Annotated in this window: 16 protein-coding genes and 1 pseudogene; 9 read left to right on the top strand and 8 right to left on the bottom strand. The window is 42.5% G+C overall.

Annotated elements, in window-relative coordinates; all coding sequences use genetic code 11:
- From BCU57_RS16955 to hemC, 5 genes are all read right to left on the bottom strand, one after another.
- Positions 1-4,808, bottom strand: a 4,808-nt coding sequence (locus BCU57_RS16955) for a retention module-containing protein (protein ID WP_413211463.1), incomplete at its 3' end; no start/stop codon positions are given.
- Between the two features lie 430 nt (positions 4,809-5,238).
- A complete protein-coding gene (locus BCU57_RS16950) occupies positions 5,239-6,411 on the bottom strand; it encodes a heme biosynthesis HemY N-terminal domain-containing protein (RefSeq protein WP_102440239.1) in 1,173 nt (390 codons plus the stop codon).
- On the bottom strand, positions 6,408-7,613 hold the full coding sequence (locus tag BCU57_RS16945; RefSeq protein WP_157936125.1) for a uroporphyrinogen-III C-methyltransferase: 1,206 nt from the start codon (positions 7,611-7,613) through the stop codon (positions 6,408-6,410). The genes BCU57_RS16950 and BCU57_RS16945 overlap by 4 nt, the downstream gene beginning before the upstream one ends.
- Before the next feature lie 133 nt (positions 7,614-7,746).
- On the bottom strand, positions 7,747-8,463 hold the full coding sequence (locus BCU57_RS16940) for a uroporphyrinogen-III synthase (protein ID WP_102440237.1): 717 nt from the start codon (positions 8,461-8,463) through the stop codon (positions 7,747-7,749).
- Between the two features lie 5 nt (positions 8,464-8,468).
- The gene (gene hemC / locus BCU57_RS16935) at positions 8,469-9,398 is read right to left on the bottom strand and encodes a hydroxymethylbilane synthase (protein ID WP_102440236.1); all 930 of its coding nucleotides are present in this window, start codon (positions 9,396-9,398) and stop codon (positions 8,469-8,471) included.
- A gap of 256 nt (positions 9,399-9,654) precedes the next feature.
- Between hemC and BCU57_RS16930 the strand changes: the two genes are divergently transcribed.
- The gene (locus BCU57_RS16930) at positions 9,655-12,084 is read left to right on the top strand and encodes a class I adenylate cyclase (RefSeq protein ID WP_241903582.1); all 2,430 of its coding nucleotides are present in this window, start codon (positions 9,655-9,657) and stop codon (positions 12,082-12,084) included.
- 67 nt (positions 12,085-12,151) lie between these two features.
- Here BCU57_RS16930 and cyaY read toward each other — a convergent pair whose 3' ends face one another.
- A complete protein-coding gene (gene cyaY, locus BCU57_RS16925) occupies positions 12,152-12,481 on the bottom strand; it encodes an iron donor protein CyaY (RefSeq protein WP_076539407.1) in 330 nt (109 codons plus the stop codon).
- Positions 12,482-12,562: 81 nt separating this feature from the next.
- On the opposite strand from cyaY, the gene lptM reads away from it, so the two are divergent.
- From lptM to BCU57_RS16895, 6 genes are all read left to right on the top strand, one after another.
- Positions 12,563-12,751, top strand: coding sequence for an LPS translocon maturation chaperone LptM (gene lptM, locus BCU57_RS16920; RefSeq protein ID WP_241901024.1), 189 nt, complete (start codon positions 12,563-12,565; stop codon positions 12,749-12,751).
- A gap of 53 nt (positions 12,752-12,804) precedes the next feature.
- Positions 12,805-14,049, top strand: coding sequence for a diaminopimelate decarboxylase (gene lysA / locus BCU57_RS16915; protein WP_102440234.1), 1,245 nt, complete (start codon positions 12,805-12,807; stop codon positions 14,047-14,049).
- Between the two features lie 45 nt (positions 14,050-14,094).
- Positions 14,095-14,922: a diaminopimelate epimerase gene (dapF, locus tag BCU57_RS16910; protein WP_102440233.1), complete on the top strand. Its 828-nt coding sequence runs from the start codon at positions 14,095-14,097 to the stop codon at positions 14,920-14,922.
- A gap of 74 nt (positions 14,923-14,996) precedes the next feature.
- Positions 14,997-15,629: a DUF484 family protein gene (locus BCU57_RS16905; RefSeq protein ID WP_102440240.1), complete on the top strand. Its 633-nt coding sequence runs from the start codon at positions 14,997-14,999 to the stop codon at positions 15,627-15,629.
- 69 nt (positions 15,630-15,698) lie between these two features.
- Positions 15,699-16,619, top strand: a complete 921-nt coding sequence (gene xerC / locus BCU57_RS16900) for a tyrosine recombinase XerC (RefSeq protein WP_102440232.1) — start codon at positions 15,699-15,701, stop codon at positions 16,617-16,619.
- Positions 16,619-17,332, top strand: a complete 714-nt coding sequence (locus BCU57_RS16895) for an HAD-IA family hydrolase (protein WP_102440231.1) — start codon at positions 16,619-16,621, stop codon at positions 17,330-17,332. Before xerC ends, BCU57_RS16895 begins: the two co-directional genes overlap by 1 nt.
- A 224-nt stretch (positions 17,333-17,556) precedes the next feature.
- On the opposite strand, the pseudogene BCU57_RS16890 reads toward BCU57_RS16895, so the two are convergent.
- Positions 17,557-18,045: pseudogene (locus BCU57_RS16890) on the bottom strand (hemerythrin domain-containing protein); the annotation flags it as partial.
- Positions 18,046-18,196: 151 nt separating this feature from the next.
- Positions 18,197-19,357 carry a Kelch repeat-containing protein gene (locus BCU57_RS16885; protein ID WP_102440229.1) on the bottom strand — a complete coding sequence of 387 codons (1,161 nt, stop codon included), beginning with the start codon at positions 19,355-19,357 and terminating at the stop codon, positions 18,197-18,199.
- Between the two features lie 322 nt (positions 19,358-19,679).
- Between BCU57_RS16885 and BCU57_RS16880 the strand changes: the two genes are divergently transcribed.
- On the top strand, positions 19,680-20,333 hold the full coding sequence (locus tag BCU57_RS16880; RefSeq protein ID WP_102440228.1) for a peptidase: 654 nt from the start codon (positions 19,680-19,682) through the stop codon (positions 20,331-20,333).
- The gene (locus tag BCU57_RS16875) at positions 20,330-21,127 is read left to right on the top strand and encodes a PepSY domain-containing protein (protein ID WP_102440227.1); all 798 of its coding nucleotides are present in this window, start codon (positions 20,330-20,332) and stop codon (positions 21,125-21,127) included. Before BCU57_RS16880 ends, BCU57_RS16875 begins: the two co-directional genes overlap by 4 nt.
- Positions 21,128-21,149: the final 22 nt, after the last annotated feature.

Genomic DNA, 21,149 nt, shown 5'->3' with positions numbered 1-21,149 from the left:
GTCGGTGCAATAGTATCAATATCACCATTATCTTCAGCAGTGGCAGTATTACCAGACGGATCAGTCACTTCTGCGACAGCGGTATAATCGCCTTCTGCTAGAGGATCGATAACATCGACTTCGTAACTACCATCAGGATTTACCGTTGTTTCCAGTGTTTGTTCATTGCCAGCACTGTCGGTAACAATAATGGTGATCACTGAGCCAGGCTCTGCATCAGTGGTACCAGTAATTGTTGGGGTATCATCGCTGCTGTTGTCAGGGGCATTTACGGTAATTTCTGGCGCAATAGTATCAATATCACCATTATCTTCAGCAGTGGCCGTATTACCAGACGGATCAGTCACTTCTGCGACAGCGGTATAATCGCCTTCAGCTAACGGGTCAATAACATCGACTTCGTAGCTACCATCAGGATTTACTGTGGTTTCTAGTGTTTGTTCATTGCCAGTACTGTCGGTAACAACAATGGTGATTACACTGCCAGGCTCTGCATCAGTAGTACCAGTAATTGTCGGGGTGTCATCGCTGCTGTTGTCAGGGGCATTTACGGTAATTTCTGGCGCAATAGTATCAATATCACCATTATCTTCAGCAGTGGCCGTATTACCAGACGGATCAGTCACTTCTGCGACAGCGGTATAATCGCCTTCAGCTAACGGGTCGATAACATCGACTTCGTAGCTACCATCAGGATTTACTGTGGTTTCTAGTGTTTGTTCATTGCCAGTACTGTCGGTAACAATAATACTGATTACACTGCCAGGCACTGCATCAGTGGTACCAGTAATTGTTGGGGTATCATCGCTGCTGTTGTCAGGGGCATTTACGGTAATTTCTGGGGCAATAGTATCAATATCACCATTATCTTCAGCAGTGGCAGTATTACCAGACGGATCAGTCACTTCTGCGACAGCGGTATAATCGCCTTCAGCTAAGGGCTCGATAACATCAACTTCGTAGCTACCATCAGGATTTACTGTGGTTTCTAGTGTTTGCTCATTGCCAGTACTGTCGGTAACAACAATGGTGATTACACTGCCAGGCTCTGCATCAGTGGTACCAGTAATTGTTGGGGTATCATCGCTGCTGTTGTCAGGGGCATTTACGGTAATTTCTGGGGCAATAGTATCAATATCACCATTATCTTCAGCAGTGGCCGTATTACCAGACGGATCAGTCACTTCTGCAACAGCGGTATAATCGCCTTCAGCTAACGGGTCAATAACATCGACTTCGTAGCTACCATCAGGACTTACCGTGGTTTCTAGTGTTTGCTCATTGCCAGTACTGTCGGTAATAATAATGGTGATTACATTGCCAGGCTCTGCATCAGTGGTACCAGTAATTGTTGGGGTATCATCGCTGCTGTTGTCAGGGGCATTTACGGTAATTTCTGGGGCAATAGTATCAATATCACCATTATCTTCAGCAGTGGCAGTATTACCAGACGGATCAGTCACTTCTGCGACAGCGGTATAATCGCCTTCTGCTAGAGGATCGATAACATCGACTTCGTAACTACCATCAGGATTTACCGTTGTTTCCAGTGTTTGTTCATTGCCAGCACTGTCGGTAACAATAATGGTGATCACTGAGCCAGGCTCTGCATCAGTAGTACCAGTAATTGTGGGGGTGTCATCGTTGCTGCTGTCTGGGGCAATGACTGAAATTACAGGTAGTGTTGTATCTATAACTGCGCTATCAGAGCCTTCAGGGCTAATATTACCAGCACTATCAACGATGGTGGCGACTACTTCAATAGAGTCACCTTCTTCTGGAGCAGGTAGTGTTATATCAACAGATCCATTATCAATATCTACTTGTGTAAGAATGATTTCTTGACCATTAACGACTAATGTGTCACCGGGTTGAGCCCCGGTATCAGTTAGGTCGATGGTGACAGATACTTCAGTATTATTAGCTAATTCCTCTTCACTGATGATGCCATCATTATTAGCGTCGGTGTTGATGATTACGCCAGGAGCACCATCAGTAACAGGAGTCACTTCAATCGTCAATGTAGCTGTATTGTTGGTACTAGTGGTGTATGAAATAACGGGAAGAATACCGTTCCAATTAGTATTGGGGGTGAAAGAATATGATCCATCAGTATTTAATAACAGTTCACCTTCATCAAGTGTCACAGTTGTTCCAGCTGTGTATGTCACGCCATTAATTTCAAAGCTAACTACAGTGAGAACGTCATCGGTATCGGTATCATTATCTAGAACATTACCTGCAGCGATAGTGTCTTCTGCAACAATAATGCTGTCATTTTCTGCCACAGTAGGAATATCGTAGTCTTCTGTAGAAGTTGCTGTGCCCTTAGCACCATCAGCGCCGTATCCATATACAATGCCATCAATTACAGTGTCGGGATCGTTTAATAAGTCAGTCGCATCGACATCTACTGAGAATGTACCATCAGATTGCATAATCGCTTGGTATTCTTGACCATTAATGGTCAACATAATGATACCGGCAGTGATAGAAGCATCAGCGGTCACGGTACCTGTAATTGTAATCGTGCCAGTCGCTTCATCTGGCGTCAGTATGTTATCGCCAGTGACGGGATCAATATCTAAAGTAATGTTTGTATTATCAGGAAGATCATTATCATAAATACGTAACGTAGCCTGAGTATCACCTAGTACAGCATTGGTTGGATTAGATAAGTTTATTAGCGCAAATTCAGGGCTACCTTCTACGATTAAATCATCTGTAATAGGGACGCTAATATAAGCTGTAGTTTCACCAGGGAGGAAAGTCACAGTGCCACTTACATTAGTGAAATCTTCACCGAATAAAGCGGTTAGCTCTTCTGAGCTATAATCAAGGGCAATGGTTTCTGTGCTTGGTTCACTTAACGTCAGCGTGAATAATGCAAACTCCATTCCTTCTACAACAACGGCGTAGTCAATATCGACAACAGGTAAGTCTGAACCGTTACCGTCGTTATCAAAAATGGCAAATTCTAGTTCTTCATCATAAACATTTTCACCAGTAACAATGGCATTGAAATATTCAGTTGGTTCAATAATGGCATCATCAAAAATAGGCACGCGAATTAGGATGCTATTGTTACCTGCTTCAAGGTTGAAGCTAAATATAGGTCTAGCAAGATCAGCACTTGAATCAATCCCTCCTACAGTCATGGTCTGCCACGTTAGGCCATCATCATTCGAGTATTCAAGAGGAACTAAATAATCATCAGCATATTCGGCAATTGGGTAACCGAGTTGCTCACTGAGTAATTCGCTGGTGAAAGTGATGAACAGTTCTTGATCGGTTTCAAATGTGAGTTCACTATTTAAAGTGAATTGATTAAAACCAACATCTTCAAAAACATCTGGAATATTAGCAGATAGATGTGATTTATATTGATCTTGGGTCGCTGAAGTGACGTCTCTGAAGACGGTCCAATCTTCTACACGGTAATCAATACTTAGGCCTTCAAGATCGTATTGGGTAATACCTTCATTTAAGATAATGACAAAATTGCCATCACCTAAATCTTGTAAAGTCCCAATGTCCTCAAAAGCTGCGCTGAGTCTAACATTGCTAACCAATAAGTTTTGGTCGATAACCTGTTGGCCTACAGCACCTTCTAGTAAATCGTTGGCTGAGAAAGTAATTTGACCATCTAATTCATTATAGTTGTAGGTAATTAACCCACCGGGTACGTCAAGGATATCTACGGTACGTTCGTCATGTTCATCAGGGGTTCTATCGCCTGCAATGTCATCAATGGTATCTGCAACATGCTCCATCGCAATGGTTTCAAATACATTTTGGCCATCTTCTTGTCTTTCGGTATCACGGGTAAAAATAATACCTAATTCAGCAAGTACTTGAGAGATCATCTCTTTACCTGCTGTTGCTATATTTAATGGTTGGCCCGTGGTGGGATCAATATAATTGGCTAATGCTTCGTGAACGGATAATAAGATATTGATATTAGTGCTGTAGCTGTCATCAATATTAACCAGACTATTGGTATTTAAAATACCGTCATCAATACCGTCGGATAAATCGTTATCCAAGGCTTGAAGGAAAATAGCCATGTTCTCAACATAATCCATGTTGGTATCTGACAGCAAAGTACCAGCAATATCCTGTAGGAATAAAATATCCCCTTGAATAACATCGGCGCTAAAAGTAGCAATAGTGACGCCACCGACCATGAAAGTAATAGTGTCGCCAGGAAGGTAAGCAAATGATCCCGGTGAACCCAAATCACCGGTAAAACCTGATAATCCAGAAGAGGTGGTAAAGGATACGCCATTGACAAAATTATCGGTAAACTGAGCTACATTAAAGTTGTTATTTAGCGCATCAACGCCATCATCACCTAATGAAAGACTCGCGGTTAAAATATCTGGTGCATCAAAAGAGGTATCAAAGCCTGCTGTAGCAATAGTTTCCGAGCCTTCACGAGCTAATGAAGCGAAATCACTACCACCTTGATTTGTTGCTGTCTCACCTGCTGCGGTTTCAGGTAGTTCAGCGGTTGGATCTTCACCGGATTCAATTAATGCCTGTAGGGCTTCAATCTCAGTGAGCTCATCTGTGGTCATATCTATGATAGTTTCGGCCGATAAGTTTTCAGCTATGTTGTCACCATTGAGAATAGTGCCATCGTCAAAGGTCACCACAAACGCAATGCCATCGGCTACTTGGAGTTCTGCCCCTGCAGGAATAGTATCTCCTGGAAGAATGTTTTTTGTTTCATTGTTCAACGTGAGAGTAATCTCTCCATTAGTTGAATTTAAAACACCATTTTTTGTCGTTACAACAGAACTCATGACCTTAGCTCCAATAACCCGCATTTAACCTGATATTCATAGTGTTAGCATAACTATGCATATCGAGGTATTTGCTGTTATAAGTTTGAAAATTAAATTAACCGCAAGTTAACAATCTTAGCAGTAGCCTTACTATAGGTCAATTTTTTGACCATCTAGTTCTTCGTAATAAATTAATGAATTTAAGAGGGAAATAGAAAAGTCTTGTAAATCAGTACAACTAAGTGATTACAGGCAAATGTTAAATTTTTAATACATTAGCATTAGGTGATGTTGGTAGGCTATTCATGAGATATTTGTTGCTAGATTAGCTTGTTTCACGTAGAAAAAAGCGATAAAAAAACCTGCCAAATGGCAGGCTTTAGTGTCTAACTGATTATAGAAAGCGATTAATTCATTATGAAATTATTGCTTAACATTTGCACAAGTTTTACTCGCTAGCATTAGCCGCTTTTCGATAACTTTGTAGTGCAGCGGTATTTTCACCGAGTTGCTCTTGCACTTGTGCTAATGCCAACCAATGCTGTCGTAATGGTGATACGTCACATACTTTTGTCCAGTGCTCTTTTGCGACTTTAGTATCACGTTTTTGCATGGCTAACTTGGCTAAACACACTTGATATCCAGCATCATGCTCATGGGTTTGCTGGTAACGTTGCAGTAGTTTTCTTATTTCATCATCGTCAGCATCTAGTATGTGGGGCAAGGCCGATAAAATGCTGTTACTGGGTTCGACTTTCAAACTCTTAGAAAGCAGCTTTAAGGCATCTTTTTTACGTTCATACTGGCATAAGCCGCGAGCATAAATGGCGATGAGAGTCGGTTGACTGCGCTCTGTTTTACTAAGCCAGTGCCAACACTTCTCAAGATCTTGTTCGTTAGATTCAGTTGCAGCAGTCAATAGGGCAATATTAGTTTGTTGCTCTATATTATTAAATATCTCATCAGTAACGATTTGACGTTTTTTAATAGCAGGTAAAAGTAACTTTAATGCTTGCCAGTCACCCTGTAACTGATATAAATCCAAGGCTAATTTTAGCACTGGGGTTTTACTTTTACTGGTTGGATTGAGTAATTGTAGCTCTATTCTCGCCTCAGCTAATTGACCCTGTTGGATAAGGTAGCGAGTTTTTGAGGTTCTGGCTGCGGTTTGTGCTAGCGGATCTTCTGCCGCTTGAGCTAAATATTGATCACGGGCTTGGCTATTGTGTTGATGATGAGCAGCGCGGGCGGCGGCAAATAAATTCAAAGCCGGCAGTTCGCCTTTTGCTGCGCCTTTAGACATGGCTTTTTCAGCACTAGGCCAGTCTTCTTCTGCCAGTGCTAAGGCCCCTTGTAAGGTATGTTTTTTAGCGGCTTGTTTGCGCCAGCGATCAGGTAAATAGCGGCTATGAATAATGATATTCAGTAGGAAAATAATCAGCCATTCAACTATCTGTAGCGCTGCATAAAATAAAATTAACCCCAGTAAACCAAAGACTAAACTGGTTTCTATTTGATAATCGCCCGCCGCAATATAAATATAGCCTGTGTTGCCGATGATAAATGGGCTGATACAAAAACCGATTAAAATGATAATCACATATGCAAGAGTTTTAATCATGACTGTGGTTCCTCTGCTGGAACCAACTCACCGTAAGTAATGAGCTGCTGAAGTAATCGGGTAGACTCAAATTTTTGCTGGTTTATTTCTTCAATGGTGACCGTCATTAGTGCATCTAAAGCCCGCAGCGCTTCTTGGGTTTTATCTTCGTCTAAATCAAAGTATTGCTGGATCCACGTTCGCGCAAAGCCAACCGATTGGCGATAATTAACTTGATCATGTTGATACAGGGCTAACTGAGCTTGGAGTAATTTATTGCGGATATTTTCAACCAGATACCATTGCTGATCTGGGGCTAGTAGCGGCTCAAGATCTGTAGTGCGCTTACGAATAGTGATAAAACCATCCGTTACTGAATGCCAAGTCTTGGCTAAATTACTTTGCCAGTCATCTACTGAATCTGAGATGGCATTTTGCTCCGCCAAGTCTTCTGCTGCTTGGGCTTTAGCGCGATTCAATGGCAAGGTATCTAACTGATTAAGTATGCCATCAATAGCGTAAATGGTGCCTGCCACATCAGTGGTTTTGATGGAATTAGTTCGGGCGAGATCATTGGCAAGTGCGCGGCGTATCGGCAATAAGGTGGGATCTTTCATTGCTTCAATACGCTCATCAGCAGATGTTAATAAACTTGCTGCTGTTTTAGGGTCGTTTTCAAGAGCCAGTTTTCTAGCTGCCATACGGACTAAGTATTCAGCTTCAGATGCCATCCAGTTATTTGGATTACGCTGAGCTAGTGTAGCGACCCGTTGCTGTAATTGCTGTTGTGATTTAGCTAACTGCGCTTGTTGCTGATAAGCCTGTGAATTTTGCTGTTGCTGGGCTTCTAATACTGCAATGCGTTTATTGGGTTCTACCAGCGCTTGCGTGACTTGACTACCTATTACGCTGGTTTGTTGGTTTTGAGTTTGCAGCTGCTGTTTTTGCTCTTGCAGTTCCATCCATAGCAGATAGCTTAGGCCTATTCCGCCAATGGCAATGATCAGGCAAATAAGAATACTGAAACGCACCCACCATGAACTTTTACTACGGTGTTTTTTTTCTGGGCTAGCCTCAGAGTTTGTGGCTTGCTTTTGTGTGGTTGATGAGGGATTTTCTGACTCAGGTTCGCTCACTTTATCTGCTTCGATAACAGGAGTTGATTCAATCACATCATTGTCTGAATGAGCTTGTTGATTAGGATCTTGTTTGTTGTGTTCCATGAGCTGTCCTTGAGTACCTAGTTTGATCATCCACAGTGCGACCAAATCATTAATGCGAGCAAAAACACGATAAGGCAAAGTTACAGTTTGGCAGGATTAAACATTATCGCAAATACAAATGACTAGCTAATGATTAAACAGATAATGCAGCTAAAACAGCTTGAGTATTCGCGCCACTTGCATTGGTGACGTGAGTTAACCCGACTATTTTTGCTCTTTGCTCCACTCGATTACTGGGGACTATGATATGACATGATTGCAACCATGCAAATAACTCTTTTGGAACAAGTTTAATTAGATTCTCTAGCACATCGCCACTGGTGACGATTATGGTATCAATGCCGAATTGCTGCCACTGACTGCAAACCAAGGCTGAATCTAGCTTTGGCAGACTGCGTTGGTAGACTTCCCAGTAGCAAACATTGGCCTGTCTGAGAGTCAGTTGCTCAGCGATAGTTTCGCGGCCGCCAATACCTCTTACGATAACAATGTGTTGATTTTTAATATCGCTTAATGATGTCAGTGATAATAAGCCTTCACTGTCCTGGCTGTCTTCAGGGGCAATTTCAGGAGTGATGTTATATTGCGACAGGGCATCAGCGGTGGCTTGGCCAACGGCGTAATAGCGACAATCTGGAAATTTATCATTAAGGCTAATGGCTGCAAACTTTACCGCATTAGTGCTAATAAAAATTAAGCTGTCAGCTTGGGTGAGGGTGTTGGGGTTAATCCGGTTGTGAGTAGGTACCACAGCTAATAAAGGAGTGACCATGAAGTCGACTCCTTTCGCTTTAAGCTTATCTGCCATAGCTTGATTGCGCCCCTCAGGGCGCGACAGTAAGACTTTCATCTCGATTACTGGTTGTAAACAGCGTCTAGAATGGTTTTAGCACCGCGGCTAAGTAAATCTTCAGCCAGTTGCTCACCTAATGCAACCGCATCAGTTTTTAAACCAGTCACATTACCTTCGATGATTTGGCTGCCATCAGGGTTACCCACTAGGCCACGAAGATGTAAGCTATCGCCATCAATTTCAGCATAAGCACCGATTGGTACCTGACAGCCACCTTCTAAGCGCATATTCATCGCTCTTTCGGCAAAAACACGGTAACGAGTTTCTAAATGCTCAAGTGGCGCAAGCAATGCTTTAACGCGTTCGTCATTCATGCGGCACTCAATGCCGACAGCGCCTTGGCCATTTGCAGGTAGTGAGTCTTCAGCTGAAATAAAGCTGGCAATACGCTCATCAAGTTTTAGGCGGATAAGACCTGCAGCAGCAAGGATAATCGCATCGTAATCGCCGCTATCTAATTTAGCTAAGCGAGTACCGACATTGCCACGTAAGTCTTTAATGACGAGATCTGGGCGAGCCGCACGGATTTGACATTGACGACGAAGACTTGAAGTACCCACAACAGCGCCTTGTGGTAATTCTTCAATGGTTTTGTAAGTGTTTGATACGAATGCATCACGTGGATCTTCACGCTCACAAATCACTTGTAAACCTAGACCTTCAGGGAAGTCTACCGGTACATCTTTCATTGAATGCACCGCGATATCAGCGCGATTTTCAAGCATGGCAACTTCAAGTTCTTTAACAAAAAGACCTTTACCGCCAACTTTAGCCAGAGGCGTATCTAAAATAACGTCTCCTTTTGTGCTCATTGGTAATAGCTCTACGGTTAAATCTGAATGAATACGTTCAAGTTCTGCTTTTACGAATTCTGCTTGCCACATTGCAAGTGGGCTTTTACGTGTAGCGATACGAATAACATTTTGAGACATGCCAAAGAGTTCCATCAATAGACTTAATTGCAATAATGCTAACATTGCCAGAAAGCAGATGTAACAAATCGATAGCGATTGTTTGAACTATGCACGTAGTTTTTTGTGATGCAGATCTCATTTGCTGGTGTATTTAAATAAAAGTGCTAACATGATCACGTTTCTACTAATTTATTTAACGCTAATCAACATGGTTTTTAACTGCGCTGCAGTATGTTGATAATTAGTAACTTAGTGCTAGTAACAGGATGACACTTTGAATCAAAACGTTCATCGCTCAATCGAGATAGCTAATCAACTCAATCTTGTTCGATATGAACGGGTTAAATCCTTATTGTCGCCAATTCAGCAACAGCTTTTCGATATCATTCCTTATTTGATCCATCATCATAATGTGCAACTGCCCGGCAGTAACTCCGCTTTAACGCCTTTTGGGATCAGCCAATTTGACATGACACCTGCTATGGAACAGGCGCGTCACAGTCTGCATTTACCCAGTTTAGATCTGCAAGCAGCCCAGCCCAGTGCGTTCGAAGGAGTGTATTCCATGGGCAGCACCGCAAGTTTTGGCCAAAACCCTAAAAGTGATGTTGATGTGTGGTTGGTTTACAAATCAAGCTTAAGTCATGCTGATTTAGCATTAGTTACTGAAAAAACAGACCAATTGACTCAGTGGTTTGCAAGTTTTGATTTTGAAGTGAATTTTTATCTGGTACACCCATTACAGTTTAGAGAATGCAGCGCATTTGATAATTGTTACAGCTCCCTTGGCGAAGAGCACAGTGGCAGCACCCAGCATTGGTTATTATTAGAAGAATTTTATCGCTCCCATATTCGTTTGTCTGGTAAAGCGGCGGGGTGGTGGCCGGGTGCTGACGCTGATAACGAAGTGTTGTTTTTAGGCGATGTGCAATCCATGCCGGCAACTGAATATTTTGGCGCCTCATTATGGCAACTCTATAAGGGGCTCAATAAACCCCATAAAGCCTTGCTTAAGGTATTGCTGCTGGAAACCTATGCCGCAGAGTACCCGCAAGCAAATTTTATTACCCAGCAGATTTGGCAACAGTGCCTGCAAGGGGATTTTGCTGAATCCAATGATGCCTATTTAATGTTATATCAGCGTATTGAAGCATATCTACTCGGGCGACGGGACACGCGCCGCCTCGAAATTGTCCGCCGCTGTTTTTATCTTAAGTGCGGTGTTAACTTAACAAATCGCTGCGTGGCCAGAGATTGGCGCAGAGATAAAATGCAGCAATTGGTTGAGGACTGGGGTTGGCCCCATAGTTTGTTAGAAACACTGGATAACAGCCAGCACTGGCATTCAGGGCAACTTAAATGGTTTAACAAGCAGCTTAATGAATTGCTACTAATCAGTTATCGCACCTTATTGGACTTTGCCTCAAAACAAGCATTAAGCGATCGCTTTAGAGTGGAAGAATTAGGGATCCTTGCCCGTAAACTTCATACTTATTTCAGTGACGATGAGCATCAATTATTACCTTTAAACAAGCTGTGGAGCGGCTCAATAATCGAGCCAAATTTAACCATTATCCATAGCCTTAAAGAGTCACGATTTTACTTGTATCGCCAGCCGCATAATTCTGGGCAGCTATTGGGTGAGTCAGCCATTATTAAAGCCGACACACCCACAGCATTGATTGCGTGGGCGGTGATGAATGATATTTCTACTGCGGACACTCAGTGGCAAGAGTATGGACGCAGTAAACACCGTAAAGCCCGCTTGACTCAATTGGCATTAAGCCTTAATCCGTTGATGACGGCGACAAGCAAAGTCTCCAAAGCTGAATTGTGTCAGCCATTTTTTTATAAAAAAATTATTGTTGTGGCCAATCTTGATAAAGACCCAACCATCAAGTGGCAAGGGCAAGAGATCATGATTGATTACATGAACTCCAATGTTTTTTCCTTAGGCAAAAAACAGCAAAATATGTTGTCTACCATTGATATCATTTGTCTCAATAGTTGGGGCGAGTGGCAGTGTCATCGCTTTAAAGGTCCATTGGGATTATTAGAGGCGCTGTCTTTTGTTGCTATAGGCTTAAAATGTAAACCTGAGCAAGTAGAAATTAATATTGTCGCCTGTGCCCAGCGGCTGAAAAAACAATTACATGATGCGCTGCAGGGGATTTTTTCTCAATGCGTCAAATACTGTTATGAGGCGCGCACTTTCTCAGGGTTAATGCATCCGTTACAGCTTGGCGGCCATCGTTATGGTTTATATTTTAATCCCATGGGTTTGGTGTATAACCTCTTGGGTGATGACGCGGTTAAAGCTGGGCCGATAAAAGTGCAGCGTTTTAAAAAGCCGCAGCTGAATGCGCCAGCTGCCATCATCAAAGCTGATCCCTACGGCGGTATCCCCAATGTGATTAAGTTGTATATTTCCAAAGGGGCAAAGCAATACTTTTTACGCCAGCGACCTGATGTTTTAGATGTGTTTATTATTGATGAAGCAAACGAGCTTAAACATCAATTATATGAAAATATGTCGATGCAGGAGTTGGTGGAAAAAGAAAGCCACAGTTTTGCATTTGAGCAGGGGGTATCATCACAGCATTATTTTAATATGCCGCAATTTTTTAAATTAGAAAGAATAAACGGTGAGTTAAACGTGGTGCCATTTGGGGTGATGATAAATGAATTGAGTTCAGACTTCTAAACCCAATTCAGTTTTGCTGACATTATCACTTTAGATATCGACAATTTGAGCTAGTACACCTGAGGGATTAAATCGCCAGCGAAATACCGCTTTGCTTTTTAATCGACTCAATCACAAACGGCATGAATATATTGTCATTACGCTCATCAAACCACTTTCCATCAACTAACGCAAAGTGATAACCACCAAAGCGAGTCGCAATCCAGAGCTCATGTAACGGCTCTTGTTTATTGATGACGATTTGCGAACCATCTTCAAACTCAAGCTGTAAAACATTACCACTGGCATTGATGTCTACATCGGCATCTTGCTCGTCAATAGCAGCTTCAATGGCATTTTCTATCTTGCTGAACATCTCATCTGCCAATTGATGAAACTCTGTATCTGTCATAGCCATGCATTTCAATCCTTGTGCTTTCTAGGTTATGAATGCGATTATAAGGCTATAACTCCCCAGATGCATAGAATGTTGAGAAAAATGAGACTGTTTTTATTCGTAATGCTTGCTAGCCTATCCATTATAGGCTGCGGACAAAAAGGCCCTTTATATAAAACTCCTGACGCAGAAACCAATCAGGAACAGCGAAAACCGCCAGAGTCTACCCTTGAGGAAAACCAAGTTAAACCTCAGACTCAGTCTCAACAATTGCCTCAAAAGCTAGGTTAAAGCCGCCTTTATCGCATAAAAGTATTACAGAATAATAAACAAGGAATCGCATAGTGGATCATTTTATTTATCAACAAGACAGCTTATTTGCTGAAGGCTGCTCAGTAGAGCAATTGGCTCGTGAGCATGGTACGCCGCTATATATTTATTCGCGCGCAACCTTAGAGCGCCATTGGCATGCCTTTGATAATGCCGTGGCAACGCACCCTCATTTAATTTGTTATGCCGTTAAAGCTAACTCTAACCTTGCGGTGCTGAACGTATTAGCACGTTTAGGCAGTGGCTTTGATATTGTTTCTGGCGGTGAATTAGCCCGGGTTATTACCGCTGGCGGCGACCCTAAAAAAGTGGTTTTTTCTGGGGTTGGTAAAACAACGGCGGAAATGGAACAAGCACTGAATATTGGTATTTATTGCTTTAATGTTGAATCAAGCGCTGAGCTTGAGCAACTTAATGAGGTAGCTGGCCGTTTAGGTAAAGTGGCCCCAATATCATTGCGAGTTAACCCAGATGTGGATGCCGGCACTCACCCGTATATTTCTACCGGGCTTAAAGAAAACAAATTTGGTATCGCCATGGATGAAGCTGAGCAAGTGTTCGCTCGCGCCCATAGTTTGCCTAATCTAGATGTTAAAGGGGTTGATTGTCATATTGGCTCACAGTTAACTGAAATGCGCCCGTTTTTAGATGCCATGGACCGAATGCTAGCGCTAATTGACCGCTTAGCAGTGCAGGGCATTGAAATTAAGCATTTCGATGTCGGTGGTGGCTTAGGGGTGACTTATGATGGTGAAACTCCGCCGCATCCTGATGTGTACGCCGCCGCCTTACTTGAGCGCTTGGGCGATCGACCACTAAAATTGATATTTGAACCCGGGCGCGCCATTGCAGCTAACGCCGGCATTTTTGTCACTCAAGTGTTGTCATTAAAAGAAAACAGCGATAAGCGCTTTGCTATTGTGGATGGCGCCATGAACGATCTCATTCGTCCGTCTTTATATTCTGCTTGGCAAAACATTATTCCTGTTAACCAAACTGCGGCGCAGACCTTTGCTTATGATGTGGTCGGCCCAGTATGTGAAACCGGTGACTTTTTAGGTAAAGACCGTCAGTTAAATGTGACAGCAGGTGACTTTTTAGCTGTACGTTCAAGTGGGGCATATGGCTTTGTGATGGCATCTAACTATAACTCTCGTCCACGTGTGGCAGAGGTCATGGTCGATAAAGAGCAAAATCAAGTGATCCGCGAGCGTGAAAAGATCGAACAATTGTGGCAAGGTGAACATATACTGCCGTAATGGTTTATCAATACGTTCATAATAGTTCGATAAAGGAAGACACTTTTGATCCAATTCACCAAGATGCATGGTCTAGGTAATGATTTTATGGTGGTTGATGGCGTAACACAGAATGTGTTTTTTTCGCCAGATCAAATTCGCCGATTAGCCGATCGTAACTTCGGGATCGGTTTTGATCAGCTGCTATTAGTCGAGCCGCCTTACGACCCAGATTTAGATTTTCATTACCGCATATTTAATGCAGATGGTAGTGAAGTTGAGCAGTGTGGCAATGGCGCCCGCTGCTTTGCGCGTTTTGTGCGTAACAAAGGGTTAGTCAATAAATACAAAATCCGCGTTAGCACCAGCTCAGGTAAAATGACCCTGCGCTTAGAGCGTGATGGCAGCGTTACCGTGAATATGGGCGTGCCTATCACAGAGCCCAGTAAAATCCCATTTCGGGCCAAACGCAGCGAAAAAACCTATTTATTAACAAGCCCCAAGCAAACGTTTCTTTGTGGTGCCATTTCTATGGGCAACCCCCATTGTGTATTAGATGTGGATGATGTTGCCACTGCAGAGGTGGAAGAAATTGGCGCTATGCTGACCCGTCATGAGCGTTTCCCTAAAGGGGTTAACGTTGGCTTTATGCAAGTGGTTAATCGTGGCCATATTAAGCTTAGAGTCTATGAGCGCGGCGCAGGTGAAACATTGGCTTGTGGTACCGGCGCTTGTGCTGCAGTGGCCATTGGGATTTTGCAAAATAAGTTAGATAACCAAGTTAAAGTTGACTTACCCGGTGGTAGTTTAAACATTAACTGGGAAGGTGAGGGCAAGCCGTTATGGATGACTGGACCTGCTGAACATGTATTTGATGGACAAATCCAGTTATGACCGATGTAATTAATACCAAAAAAATGCTCGCCCAAAATGCCAAAGCAGCAGCTGATTTGGGCGCTGACTTAAGCATGCCGACATTATCGATGGAGGATTTAGCCATCGATGAGCACCTGATCCGCGAGTATTTGCTGCAAAATCCAGAGTTCTTTAATCGTTACCCTGAATTATTGCTGGCGATGCGTTTATCTCATCACGAACGCGGCGCAGTGTCATTGGTCGAGCGCAGGCAAGAAATGCTGCGCACCCGAGTTACCCAGCTTGAAGAAGAAATTACCTCATTAATGAAGATAGCCACCGAGAACGAGAAAATTTTTCGCTTTAATCGGCAGTTATCCTTAGACATTCTAAAGTGTGAAGATTTAGGCCAATTAAGACAGTTGGTGTCACAAAGCCTTAAGCAAGAGTTCGGCTTTACCCATGTAAGGCTGATAACCGTGCATGATATTGACAGCGAATTGGCTAAGATTTGGCGTCAGCGTATTCAGCAAGGTTATTATTTTGGCCGCTTAACCCAATCAGAGTCTAAGCGTTTATTTGGTGGCGAAGTCGGCTCAGTAGCATTGACCAAGCTGTCAGATGAAAATGGTCAGGTGATTTTTGGGGTTGCATCAGCTGATGCGGCGCATTTTCATCCGGATATGGATAATTTATTTTTTGAACAAATACGCGATTTACTCGACCATATGCTGCCGAAATTTTAAATGTCACAACTTTTTTAAGCTTTAACATTACTGTTTTAGCTTTATCATGATCTGCTTGGAGGTAGTGTTATGAGTCAGCTAAGTTGGTTAGCCTCATTTGAACGCTACCTTATTTCAGAGCGACAATTATCCCCCTATAGTGTGCGCAACTATTTGTATGAAATTAATCGTGCCAGCAAAATAATATTTACTCACAATGAGTTAACCGAGAATGATGATTCATGGTTAGCGGTAAGCCGTGAGCAATTACAAGCCGTTCTCGCCAAACTTCACCGTCAAGGCTTAAGCCCGCGTTCTTTATCACTGTGTTTATCTTCCCTTAAGCAATTTTTTGAATTTTTAGTGCGTGAGCAAGTGATTGATGCCAATCCAGCTAAAAACCTCAATGCCCCCAAGCAAGCTAAGCCTTTACCAAAAAATATGGACCTAGATGCGGTTACGCATTTATTGGATATTGATGCTAGCGACCCCTTAAGTAAACGAGATAAAGCCATTATGGAGCTGTTTTATTCCAGCGGCTTACGTTTAGCAGAGCTTGCGAGTTTAAATATTCACGATATTGATTTTCAGCAACAGGAAGTCAAAGTCATGGGTAAAGGCAGTAAACAGCGGATTGTGCCTGTGGGTAAAATCGCTCTTAGCGCATTACAAACTTGGCTTGATTCGCGGGCTGAAATGCCATCAGCTGACGCGGGTGATGCGCTATTTATCAGCCAACAGGGAAAACGTTTATCACACCGTAGTATTCAACTGCGGATGAATAAATGGGGTCAGGAGCAAGCATTATCTGCAAAAGTTCACCCGCATAAATTGCGCCATTCCTTTGCAACGCATATGCTTGAATCAAGTGCTGATTTAAGAGCGGTGCAAGAATTGCTGGGTCATGCCAATCTGTCAACGACCCAAATCTACACCAGCCTTGATTTTCAGCACTTAGCGAAAGTGTATGATGGCGCTCACCCTAGAGCGAAAAAAGCCAAGGGGAAATAATGAAACAATACCTAAGACTGAAACCGTTTAAAGCCATTAGTTTTGATTTGGATGACACCTTGTACGACAACGTGTCGCACATTATTAAAGCGGAAGCTGAAATATCGCATTTTATGCAAGATAACTTTAAAGCGCCGTTAAATTGGGGGATCTCCCAGTGGCGCTTGTTGAAATCTCAGGTGATTGCAGAGCACCAAGAGTTGGCCCATGACACCACCGCCGCCCGTTATGAAGTGTTACGCCAAGGCTTACTGCAATGGGGTTATAGTGAAGCACAAGCTAGCCAAGGTGCCCAACAAGGGATGCAATGTTTTAGCTTTCATCGTAGCGATTTTAAGGTAACGGAGGAGGTATTGAGTTGCCTTGCCAACTTAGGAAAGCACTTTCCGTTAGTGGGTATTACTAATGGTAATGTGGATGCAACGCGCATTGGTCTTGATGACGTATTGCAATTTGTGCTGCATCCTGGACACGGGGTTAGGATGAAGCCCTACAGTGACTTATTTGATCTCAGTTGCCGCCATTTAGCCATCAAGCCCAGTGAGTTACTGCATATTGGCGATCATACAATCAGTGATGTGTTAGGTGCCAGAAAAGCGGGTTGTCAAAGTGTGTGGTTAAATCATCAAGCGAGTGACAACAGGCAAGCTAAATATATTTTACCCCATATTGAAATCCATCAATTAGATGATCTTACAAGCTTGTTTGGCTAATATTTTTAGCAATATCTATTTGTAAAAGAGTTTATTTTAACTCCCTTACTTTGAACTGTGTTTTTCAAATTATAAGTGCCTTAACGGGCATTTTTTGGCTGCTTTTGGCGAAAAATAGCCAAAAAAAAATGGTTCTGCTGGGGAGCAAGAACCATTAAACATGATGAATGTTAAATTGGAGCGAAAACAATGATGAAACTGGGATAAAACAAATCTGGCTCTATTTACAGTGCTAATGCCGCTGGAAATAACAGGTTATTTTCAATATTAATATGGGTCTGTAAGTCTGCATCAAACTCAGCAAGTGTCTTGTAACACTTCTGCCAAGTACTACAAGCGCCTTCAGGAGCTTGATAGTTTTGGGTTAATTCTCGTAATTGTTGCAAGATGGTGCCAGCATGGTCATGCTCGTGTTCCATGGCATTGATTGGGTTACCGATATGACCAAAACAACCATTTACTTCCAAGCCATCACCTAAACGTCTCATGGCAGGAAACAAAATTTGTTCTTCCTTCATAAGATGTGGCATTAAGTCTGAAACCAAGGCCTGTACAAGGTTAGCTAAAGGCTGAATTTCTGCATGGTCGCTAGCATGTGCTTGCACCATTCTTTGGGTGTATTCCACCAGTAAAGGCGCCGTTTCACGTACATATTGATGATGAGTCACTTCAATATAATCAATGAGTGATGCGAGGGGCAGTGCCTGTAATTGCTCAAAGCTTGAAGCTGTGGTCATGAATATTCCAAAGATGCATATAATTTACATGCATATTATATGCATCTTTAAGTTGCTCAATACAAGCACTATAAAAGTGTTATCTGGATCACGTTTTATGGCGCAATATGTCTCTTTATGAGTACTGCTATTGAGTGCAACCTTGATCAGTTTTTAGCGGTGAGCTCAACACAAGATTACTGACTTTTTGCTCGCTCACCATGCCGCCAATTCTTAGCAGCTTATCTTGATGACAAATGAGGCCGCGATGATCCATTGAGGGTGTTGCAAGCCTTATTGGGGTAAGCCAGCTGTTGCTAGCAAAGTCGAAGCTATATTGATATTGCTGTGGGGTACTGGGAGCGCCGTTATAACCGATACCACTATAATTGTATGGGTTGTCACTGCCACCAATAAAGATGGCGTAGCCTGCTTTGTTATTGTCTCTATCACTGTCTTTATTGCTATTTTTATTAGAGCCTACACCTGTTGCCGCCATTCTATAATGCGCAATAGCAGGCTTGTTCATGTCACTTTTTGCCGTATTAGCAACAGAATAATGTGGCAGTAATTGCCAACTAATTCTTAAATGATTCTCTGGGTTCACTTCACCATATAAACACACGGGTGATGATGCATAGCTGCGACGTTTACCTATATTAGCCTGAACTTTCACACCATCGCACAAGACAATTTTATTGTTAACCATGGCCACCGCTTGACCAAACACCGCCGGGGCAGGTATCGGACTTGCCTGAGACCAAGTATCGGTTTGAGTGTCATACACTTGCACTAAATTAACATTGCCGTCGTTGTGCCAACCACCAAATAAATATACATAGCGTTGTTGGTAAACACTGGCAGCCGTGTCATCAACAGCGACGGGCATGTCGGCAATACGTTGGTACTCATTAGCGCTGATGTCGAAACGGTAATTATCGACAGTGCTAATTTCTTCATGATTTTTAGCCACAGTGTAGCCACCAAAAACATAAGCTTGATCATCAACACCCACAGCGATTGAGGCTAATCTGCCAGCCAAAGGCGCGACAAAAGGAACATCTTTAATGGGCTGCCATTGGTTATTGGGACTCGATAAATCAAGCGCCCACGCTTTATTATGCACCGCGAGATAATCTTTTGCTTCAGCAAGCCCGGTAAAACTCAGTAAATACTGGGCATTATCTGTAGTGACTTTGGCGATGGCATTATTTGAAACTGACTCAGGCAAGGGCGCATAGGTTGCAAAAGCAATCGGTGCAGAAATGATTAATAAGATAGCCGAGTTGAGTTTTAAAGGCAGTTTCATGTAAATCCTTTTGTGGGTTAGCACTGTATTTATTAGTGTAGCGAGCAGTGTAATTATTCGTATGGTAAGCAGTATTTTTTTCGGTATATGCAAGCATACTTTACACAAAATAAAGTATCGAGCGAAGCCTTGATAAGAAACTATCACAATTAAATTTCTATGAAAATTAAGGTGTTTCAGGTAATTTAGACGCTTATTATTTAGTGAAAATTAACTGTATTCGCACCATAAATTAAAATAATAACAAGGGTAACGACAAATTTTGATTATCCATAAATCATATAGAAAAATATTCTCAGCCCACTTTCTCCATCGGTGGCTAATGCTGGTGCTGGCGATTCCCATCATCATATGGAGCGTGACCGGTAGCTACTTTGTGTTGATGGATATTGGCTTTATTCGCAGTGATCATGTGGTTAGCAAAGTAGAAGTTATTGACCCTTCTCAAGTGCAATACTCGGTAGGTAACGTCTATCAAAATTACCCTAAAGCCCAGCAAATATCCCTTAAAAGCGTGCTTAGTAAAGCGGTTTATCAAGTCAATTTAACAGATGATAAGCTGCTCATCGATGCGCAAACGGGTCAGGTACTTGAACGCTTTAATGAGCAACAGGCACGTCAAATCGCAGCTTTATATTTACCATCGGTTTCAGCGACCCAATTAAGCTCCATTAGCCTTATCGAACACAATGCACCAGCTGAGTTATCTGCAAGGCATCTACCTGTGTGGCGAGCTGAGTTTGATGATATTGGCATGACAACCCTCTATATATCCGCTAAAAGTGGCGATGTGGTAACCCGCCGACATGAATACTGGCGCTTGTTTGACTTGTTTTGGAAGTGGCACATCATGGATTATAACGACGGTGAAGCCATTGATAATCAGTTACTCTTTTATACTTCAATAAGCGCATTTATCGCTGTTTTTTCTGGCCTGGTGTTAGTGTGGCAACGCCGAAAGAGGTATGTGAAATGAGTGCTAAATCGAGCGTGAGAACAAGTAAAATACCAGGCAAGAAAGCCAAGCGGTTACAGCATTTGATCCGAGTCTGGCATTACTGGGTAGGCGCGTTAGTTAGCCTACAATTTTTGATTTGGCTAGGGACTGGTATTTACTTTAATATCACCCCACACGAGGCGCTAAAAGGCATGGCATATAGTCATCATGCTGCCCATGAAGACTATAATTTCAATGCTGCAGAACTAATAACGGCAAAGCAAGTACTGACAAACCATCCGAATCAACAGCAATTAGCACTCATATCATTGGACAGCAATCCCGTGTATTTACTGACTGAAACCGCAATGCGTTATAAACATGAGTGTCAGCAGCAAACCTTAGTGAATGCCTATAGCGGTGAAGTGATTCATATTGACCTATCGTTAGCAACCACGCTGGCCATCGACAGTTATAGGGGGCCTGGCAGCGTTATCAGTGCTAATAAACTTAAGCCGCCGATTAGCGAGTGGCCTAAAGAATGCAATCCCTTATGGCAAATCAACATGGATGATGATCTTGAGACACGAATATACATCAATGCCATTAATGGCCAGTTAATTGGCCACAAAAATAGCGACACTGAACTGGCAGATTTGATGTTCAAATTACATTTTATGGATTACTTACATCAAGGCAGTTTCAATAATCCTTTCAGTTGGTTTTTTGGCTTAATGGGCTTGTTTTTATCACTGTCAGGTTTGTATTGGGTGGGAGAGAACTTAGTGAATAAGCGTTATAAATTAACGCGGTTCTTAAAGGTTAAAAGCTGAGTTTAAGTGTAGTTATTTTCAT

The organism is Shewanella sp. 10N.286.48.B5 (genome assembly GCF_002874355.2).
In the GTDB taxonomy this organism is placed as follows: Bacteria; Pseudomonadota; Gammaproteobacteria; order Enterobacterales; family Shewanellaceae; genus Shewanella.
This window is presented reverse-complemented; position numbering and strand designations above follow the sequence as displayed.

Coding starts and splice junctions, on each gene's coding strand:
- cyaY (WP_076539407.1), bottom strand. CDS start 12,481: ATGGCTATGACAGATACAGAGTTTCATCAATTGGCAGATGAGATGTTC.
- xerC (WP_102440232.1), top strand. CDS start 15,699: ATGAGTCAGCTAAGTTGGTTAGCCTCATTTGAACGCTACCTTATTTCA.
- BCU57_RS16950 (WP_102440239.1), bottom strand. CDS start 6,411: ATGATTAAAACTCTTGCATATGTGATTATCATTTTAATCGGTTTTTGT.
- BCU57_RS16940 (WP_102440237.1), bottom strand. CDS start 8,463: ATGAAAGTCTTACTGTCGCGCCCTGAGGGGCGCAATCAAGCTATGGCA.
- BCU57_RS16885 (WP_102440229.1), bottom strand. CDS start 19,357: ATGAAACTGCCTTTAAAACTCAACTCGGCTATCTTATTAATCATTTCT.
- BCU57_RS16880 (WP_102440228.1), top strand. CDS start 19,680: ATGCTGGTGCTGGCGATTCCCATCATCATATGGAGCGTGACCGGTAGC.
- hemC (WP_102440236.1), bottom strand. CDS start 9,398: ATGTCTCAAAATGTTATTCGTATCGCTACACGTAAAAGCCCACTTGCA.
- BCU57_RS16895 (WP_102440231.1), top strand. CDS start 16,619: ATGAAACAATACCTAAGACTGAAACCGTTTAAAGCCATTAGTTTTGAT.
- BCU57_RS16875 (WP_102440227.1), top strand. CDS start 20,330: ATGAGTGCTAAATCGAGCGTGAGAACAAGTAAAATACCAGGCAAGAAA.
- lptM (WP_241901024.1), top strand. CDS start 12,563: ATGAGACTGTTTTTATTCGTAATGCTTGCTAGCCTATCCATTATAGGC.
- BCU57_RS16945 (WP_157936125.1), bottom strand. CDS start 7,613: ATGGAACACAACAAACAAGATCCTAATCAACAAGCTCATTCAGACAAT.
- BCU57_RS16905 (WP_102440240.1), top strand. CDS start 14,997: ATGCCGACATTATCGATGGAGGATTTAGCCATCGATGAGCACCTGATC.